The organism is Herbidospora sakaeratensis (assembly GCF_001570525.1).
Classification (GTDB): domain Bacteria; phylum Actinomycetota; class Actinomycetes; order Streptosporangiales; family Streptosporangiaceae; genus Herbidospora; species Herbidospora sakaeratensis.
In genome coordinates, this window is record NZ_BBXC01000010.1 from 625494 (window position 1) to 632806 (window position 7313).

Annotated in this window: 4 protein-coding genes; 1 reads left to right on the forward strand and 3 read right to left on the reverse strand. The window is 69.0% G+C overall.

The window, feature by feature from the left end:
- Positions 1-1215 carry a M20/M25/M40 family metallo-hydrolase gene (locus AW271_RS15970; protein WP_169806342.1) on the reverse strand — a complete coding sequence of 405 codons (1215 nt, stop codon included), beginning with the start codon at positions 1213-1215 and terminating at the stop codon, positions 1-3.
- Positions 1216-1487: 272 nt separating this feature from the next.
- On the opposite strand from AW271_RS15970, the gene AW271_RS15975 reads away from it, so the two are divergent.
- Complete coding sequence (locus AW271_RS15975) at positions 1488-3893, forward strand: lysylphosphatidylglycerol synthase transmembrane domain-containing protein (protein ID WP_245653068.1); 2406 nt, start codon at positions 1488-1490, stop codon at positions 3891-3893.
- Positions 3894-3904: 11 nt separating this feature from the next.
- Here AW271_RS15975 and mgrA read toward each other — a convergent pair whose 3' ends face one another.
- Positions 3905-4930, reverse strand: a complete 1026-nt coding sequence (gene mgrA / locus AW271_RS15980) for an L-glyceraldehyde 3-phosphate reductase (RefSeq protein WP_062337489.1) — start codon at positions 4928-4930, stop codon at positions 3905-3907.
- Positions 4927-6996, reverse strand: coding sequence for a S9 family peptidase (locus AW271_RS15985; RefSeq protein ID WP_275935761.1), 2070 nt, complete (start codon positions 6994-6996; stop codon positions 4927-4929). The genes mgrA and AW271_RS15985 overlap by 4 nt, the downstream gene beginning before the upstream one ends.
- Positions 6997-7313: the final 317 nt, after the last annotated feature.

Genomic DNA, 7313 nt, shown 5'->3' on the forward strand with positions numbered 1-7313 from the left:
TCATCGTACGGGGCGGCCGGTGAAGGCGAGCTGCTCCACGATGTAGGCGACCGCGTCGGCGCTCACGTCCAGGACCTGCCGGTTCACGTTCTCGATCGTGTCGCACGCCTTGTGGTAGCACGGGTCGTACGAGCGGTCCGCCGTCCCGCCGTACATCGCCGCCTGGCCGGGGGTCTTGATGTCGTCGGCCCCGGAGAAGATGCCGCCCGCCGGGATGCCGGCCTTGACGAAGGGCCCGTAGTCCGACCGGCCGTCGAACGCGACCTCCTCCGAGGGCAGCCCGCGCAGCCGGTAGAACTCGTGGGCGGCCTCCTCGATCGCGTTGTCGCTGTCGTAGACGCCGTTGCCGTGGTTCGCGCTGGCGACCATGTCGAGGTTGACGTACCCGGCGATCTTGGCCTTCTCCTCCGCCGACAGGTTCTTCACGTAGTGCGAGGAACCGACCAGCCCGACCTCCTCGGCCCCCCAGAACGCGAACCTGACCGCCCGCTCGGGCCGCATCCGGGCCATCTGCTCGGCGATCTCCAGCACCACGCCGACACCCGAGCCGTTGTCGTTGATCCCGGGCCCGGCCTCGACCGAGTCGAGATGGGCCCCCAGGATCAGCACGTCGTCGGGGTCTCCCTGGACGGTCTGCGCGATCACGTTCCGGCTGACCTTCGTGGTGGACGTGGTGTTCGTCTCCACCGTCACCGGGCTCTCGATCTCCACGTCGGGCGCCACCCCCACGACCGGCAGCGGCAGACCCGGCTCGCCCAGCGATCCGCGCAGCTCACCGGGCTTGTCGTTGACCACGATGAGGGCGCCCGCCCCGGCCTTCACGGCCTGCTGCGCCTTCACCCGGAACGAACAACCACCACGGTCGGCCACCGCGATCGAACCCCGCCGGAACCCGGTCCAGTCGGTGGACGAGCAACCCAGGCCGATCTCCTCGGCCTCGCCCGAGGCCCGGCCCGAAGGGGAGAAGGCGAAGGTCGCCGCCTGGACGGGACCGGCGGCCGTGGCCAGCACCGCCGGGCTCACCTCGCGGTAGTGCGGCAGCGTGAACGTCTGGGAGGTCACCTGGTAGCCCGCGGCGGCCAGGGCGCGCTCGACGTACTGCGCCGAGGCCTCGTAACCGGCGGTGCCGACCGCCCGGTTGCCGTGCTGGTTGCCTATTTCGGCCAGGACCTGGACGTGGGCGAAGACGTTGGGCTCGGTGACCGCTTCGTCCAAGCCCGGATCGGCCGACATACCCGTCGTAGTCAGCACCAGAGCCGCAGATACCACAATGCGCACAGTTTCCCCCTTGATGAACGGGCCGGGGGAAGGCGGCACCAGACTGGCAGCCACACGAGGTTTCAGGCCAGGTTCGAGGGTTACGGCGCGTCGGCGCGAAACGGGCCGCGATCCATAGACTCGACCAGGAGGGGGATCGGGGGTCGGGTCGCTGTGCCGTGACTTTCGATTGTGGACACTGGCAACAAAGATCGCAGACAATCACGGTGGTGAGGGGCATCAAGGAAAAGGACGACTCGCTGACGTCCCCGGACTCCGGGGTCGTCCTCGTCGTGGAGCCCCTGCTGCCGCAGCGCATCCGGCGTCCGTCCGACCTGCTCCGGATGTTGATGACGCTGCTGGCGATCACCGCCGTGGTCCTGCTCGCCCTGGTGGCCCAGCGCACCCTCAACGGGCTGGAGACCGACGTCCAGGCCGGCACCGGCCGGGCGCCCGAATGGATCTCCTCGATCGCCGGGTTGCTGGGCGGGGTCGCGGTGCTGGCCGTGCCGGTCGCCTTCGCCGTCGAGCGGGTGTTCCACCGCGACGGCATGCGGGTCGCCCAGGGGCTGATCGCGGCGATCCTGGCGCTGCTGCTCTCGTACACCCTCGGCGAGTGGATGGTCACCTCGGGCCCCGCCGAACTGCGCACGCTCCTCACCGGCGACCGCGACGTCGAACCGCTCAACACCGTCCTCACCCCCGTGATCGCCTACGCGACGGCCGTGCGGATGTCGCGACGGCCACGCTGGCGGGCGCTGCTCTGGGTCGCGCTGATCCTCGACTTCTTCGCGCTGTTCACCTCGGCCAAGATCACCATGCTGGGCGCGATAGTGACCTACCTGGTCGGCCTCTTCGTCGGCTTCGTCACGCTCTACGGCGTCGGCAGCGCCAACACCCGCCCGCCCGGCAGCGCCGTGCTGGCCGCGCTCAAACGGCTCGGTTTCGCGATCGTCAGCGCCCGCCGCATCGAGGACGACAGCTCCGGCAGCCGCCGCTACATCGTCGGCCTGGCCGACGCCACCCGGTTGTCGGTGACCGTGCTCGACCGCGACCGCCAGGTCGCCGGGGTCGTCTACCGCCTGTGGCGGCGGTTGCGCCTCAACAGCGAGACCCGCAGAAGGGCGATCCGCTCCCTGCGCGCCGAGCTGGAGCGCGAGGCCCTCATGGCCTACGCCGCCCAGGCCGCCGGCGCCAGGACCCCCCGCCTGCTCGGCACCAGCGAGGTCGGCACCGAGGCGGCCCTCCTGGCCTACGAACACGTCGACAGCCGCCCCATCGAGGACCTCCCCGACGACGACCTCGACGACGGGCTCCTCGTCCAGATGTGGGAACAGGTCCGCCTGCTGCACGCCCGCCGCCTGGCCCACCGCCACCTGACCGGCGAGTCGATCCACCTCGCGGTCGACGGTCACATCCTCCTCGTCGACGCCCGCTCCGGCGAGATCGCCGCCGGAGACCTGCTCCTGCGGCTCGACGTCGCGCAGCTCCTGGCCTACCTCGGGCTGCGGGTCGGCGCGGAACGTGCCGTGAAGACCGGCGCGGCCGTCCTGGGCGATGACACCATCGCGGCGGCGATGCCGCTGCTCCAGCGCATCGCGCTGGCCCGCGACACCCGGGCCGCGGCCGGCAAGGACAAGAACCTGCTGCCCGCGCTGCGCGAGCAGATCGTCGCGCTCAAACCCCAGGCCACCGTCGAACCGGTGCGGCTCGAACGCTTCCGGCCGCGCACCCTCGTCACGATCATCGCCAGCACACTGGCCGCCTACATCCTGTTGTCCCAGCTCAGCCAGATCAACCTGGTGTCGATGCTGACCACGGCCGACTGGGCCTGGGGCGGGGTCGCCCTGGTGGCCGCCGCCCTCAGCTACGTCGCCGCCGCCTCGGTGGTGCGCGGGTTCGTGCCGGAACCCCTGCCCTTCGGGCGTACGGTGCTGGTCCAGCTCGCCTCGTCGTTCGTGAAGCTGGTCGCCCCGGCCGCCGTCGGCGGTGTCGCGATCAACACGCGCTACCTGCAGAAACGCGACATCCCGCCGGGCAAGGCGCTGGCCAGCGTGGGGGCCAGCCAGCTCATCGGCCTGGCCTCCCACATCACGCTGCTGCTGCTGGCCGGTTATCTCACCGGCACCCAGGCCGCGCCCTCGCTGACGCCCTCGCGGGGCATTCTGATCACGTTGCTGGCGTGTGCCACCGTCATGGTGGTCATCCTGGCCATCCCGCCGCTGCGCCGCATCGTGTCCAAACGGGTGCGGGCCCTGTTCAGCGGGGTGGTGCCGCGACTGCTCGACGTGCTCCAGTCACCCAGCAAGATCATCGAAGCGGTGACCGGCACGGTCATGGTGACCGTCTGCTTCGTGATCTGCCTGGCCGCCTGCGTGAAGGCGTTCGGCGGTGAGCTCAGCATCACCGCCGTCGCCGTCGTCTTCCTCGCCGGGAACGCCATCGGCTCGGCCGCCCCGACCCCGGGAGGCCTCGGCGCCGTCGAGGCCTCCCTCATCTTCGGTCTGACGGTGGCCGGCCTGCCCAAGGAGACCGCCACCTCCGCCGTCCTGCTGTTCCGCGTCCTCACGTTCTGGCTGCCGGTGCTGCCCGGATGGGCCGCCTTCACCTGGCTCCAGCGCAAGGACGCGCTCTGACCACGAACTGACTACGAGTCGCTGCTGCGCTTCCACAGGTTGATGCCGGCCTCGACCGCGTCCTTGTCGATCGCGTCGAGCTCCTCGTCCGAGAACTCCAGGTTCTTGACCGAGTCGAGGCTGTCGTCGAGCTGCTTGACGCTGCTCGCGCCGATCAGCACCGAGGTCACCCGCGCGTCGCGCTGCGCCCAGGCGAGGGCCAGCTGCGCCAGCGTCTGGCCCCGGCTCTGGGCCAGCTCGTTGAGGGTGCGGATGTGCCGCAGGGTCTCCTCGGTGAGCAGGTCGGGGCTGAGCGACTTGCCCTGCGAGGCCCGCGACCCCTCCGGCACCCCGTTGAGGTAACGGTCGGTCAGCATGCCCTGAGCCAGCGGGGAGAACGCGATGCACCCGACGCCCAGGTCACCCAGGGTGTCGAGCAGCCCGCCCTCGATCCACCGGTTCAGCATCGAGTAGGACGGCTGGTGGATCAGCAGCGGCGTGCCGAGACTCTTCAGGATCTCGTACGCCTCCACGGTCCGTTCCGGCGAGTACGACGAGATGCCCGCGTACAGCGCCCGGCCCGACCTGACCGCCGTGTCGAGCGCCCCCATCGTCTCCTCAAGAGGGGTCTCCGGGTCGAACCGGTGGCTGTAGAAGATGTCGACGTAGTCGACGCCCATCCGCTTCAGCGACTGGTCGAGGCTGGCCAGCACGTACTTGCGCGACCCCCACTCGCCATAGGGCCCCGGCCACATGTCGTAGCCGGCCTTGGTCGACAGGATCAGCTCGTCGCGGTACGGCCGGAAGTCCTGCGCGAAGATCGTCCCGAAGTTCTTCTCCGCCGAGCCGTAGGGCGGCCCGTAGTTGTTGGCCAGGTCGAAATGGGTCACCCCGCGATCGAACGCGCGGCGCAGGATCGCCCGCTGCGACTCGATCGGCTTGTCGTCGCCGAAGTTGTGCCACAGCCCCAGCGAGACCGCCGGCAACTTCAGCCCGCTCCGCCCGGTCCGGTTGTACGGCATCGGCCCATAACGGTCGGCGGCGGCGACGTACGTCATTCGGTCACTCCCAGTCGGTCGAGAATCCAGGAGAGCGTGAACGCCTCCTCGTGCCACGCGTCGTACCGCCCGCTGCGACCCCCGTGCCCGGCGCCCATCTCGGTCTTCAGCAGGAACGGCCCGCCCTTGGCGGTGGCGCGCAGCCGCGCGATCCACTTGGCCGGCTCGTGGTAGAAGACCCGGGTGTCGTTGAACGAGGTGATCGCGAGTATCGGCGGATACGTCACGTCACGCACATTCTCGTAGGGCGAGTACGACTTCATGTACTCGTACACCTCAGGGTTGTGCAACGGGTCGCCCCACTCGTCCCACTCGATCACCGTCAGCGGCAGCGACGGGTCGAGGATGGTGTTGAGCGCGTCGACGAACGGCACCTCGGCGACGACCCCGGCGAACTCGTCGGGCGCGAGGTTGGCCACCGCGCCCATCAGCAGGCCGCCGGCGCTGCCGCCCCGGGCCACCACGGCGCTCGACCAGGTGGCGCGCAGGTGCCGGGCCACGTCGACGAAGTCGGTGAAGGTGTTCTTCTTCTGGAAGAACTTGCCGTCCTCGTACCACCGGCGGCCCATCTCGCCGCCGCCCCTGACGTGGGCGACCGCGAAGACCAGGCCGCGGTCGAGCAGCGAGAGCCGGGCCACCGAGAAGTAGGGGTCGATGGATGTCTCGTAGCTGCCGTAGCCGTAGAGGAGCGTCGGGGCCTTCTTCTGAGTGCCCTTCCTGACCACGATCGAGATGGGGATCCTGGTGCCGTCCTCGGCGGTGGCCCACTCGCGGAACTGCTCGTAGTCGTCGGGGTCGTAGCCGCCGAGCACCGGCCGCCGCTTCAGGAGGATGAGGTCGCGGGACCGGAGGTCGTAGTCGTACACGGAAGGCGGCGTGACCATCGAGGTGTAGCCGAGCCTGAGCCGGTTGGTGACGTATTCGGCGTTCCCGCTGGGGGCCACGTCGTAGAGGGGCTCGGGCCACTCGATCTCGTAGGGGTCCTGGTCCTGCGGCAGGATCCGGATGCCGGTCAGGCCGTCGCGCCGGAAGTGCACGACCAGGTGCGACTCGAAGGCGTCGACGTCGAGCAGGCGCGTGGTGTCGAGGTGGGGGACCAGCGGGGTCCACGCCGCCGGGTCGGCGACCGGGGCGCTGGCGAGCTCGAAGTTCTCGGCGTTCTCGTTGTGCAGGATCAGGAACCGCTCGCCCTGGTGGTCGAGGTGGTATTCGAGCCCGGTCTCCCGCGCCCTGACCACCTGGAACTCGCCGGCCGGGTTGAGCGCGTCGAGGAACCAGACCTCACTGGTGATCTTGCTGTGCGCGTTGAGCAGCAGGTAGCGCTCGCTGCGCGAGAGCCCGATGCCGACCCAGAACCGCTCGTCGGGCTCGTGGTAGACCTCGACGTCGTCGGCCTGCCCGAGCGTGTGGCGGTGTACCTTGTCGGGCCGCCAGGCGTCGTCGACCGTGGTGTAGAAGAAGGTGCTGCCGTCCTTCGACCAGGCGCCGCCGTAGAAGATGCCGGTGATCTCGTCGGCCAGCAGCTCACCCGTGCCGAGGTCCTTGAAGCGCAGGGTGAACCGCTCGTCGCCCGCGAAGTCGGTCGAGTACGCCAGCATCGTGCCGTCGGGGCTGACCCTGCTCACCCCGAGGGCGAAGTGGGGACTGTCGCCGGCCAGCTCGTTCCCGTCGAGGATGACCTGCTCGTTCGCGAGCTTCTCGCCGGGCTCGACCGTCGGGGGGTCCTCTCCTTCCGCCGGTACGCGGCACTGGATGCCGTACTGCTTTCCTTCCTCGGTACGGGAGTAGTACCACCAGGCCCCGAGCCGGGCCGGGACCGAGAGGTCGGTCTCGAGCGTCCGGCCCTTGATCTCCTGGAAGATGTCGTCGGCCAGGGGCTTGAGGCGTCCGGTGACCTGCTGGGTGAAGACGTTCTCCGCCTCCAGGTAGGCGACGACGTCGGGGTCGTCCTTCTTCGCGAGCCAGGCGTACTCGTCGATCACGGTGTCGCCGTGATGCGTACGCTCAACAGGGTCCGTTTTCGCCGTCGGTGGCTGCTCACTACTCACCCGGTCGAGTCTAGGCACCCGGATCGGCGGATCTCCGTGGCTCTTTGATCTCTCCCCGGCTATTCGATCTTCGGGAATGAAGCAGGGGGTGTCGTCGTTGAAAACGGTTCGACGGCCCCTGAGGGGCTGCTAATCTTGAGGAGTCGGGGACGCCCCCGGCAGACCCCCTCCAACACCACCCGGGGAACCGGGCGATTTGACATCGCCGGGGATGCGGGTAAGTTAGAGGGGTTGCTCTTCGGCAGGAACCGGGAAAACGTCGAATTTGACACTAACCGGAACCGCTGAAAAGATAAAGGCACAACAGCAAGAAAAAAAAGAAAAATAAAGCAAGT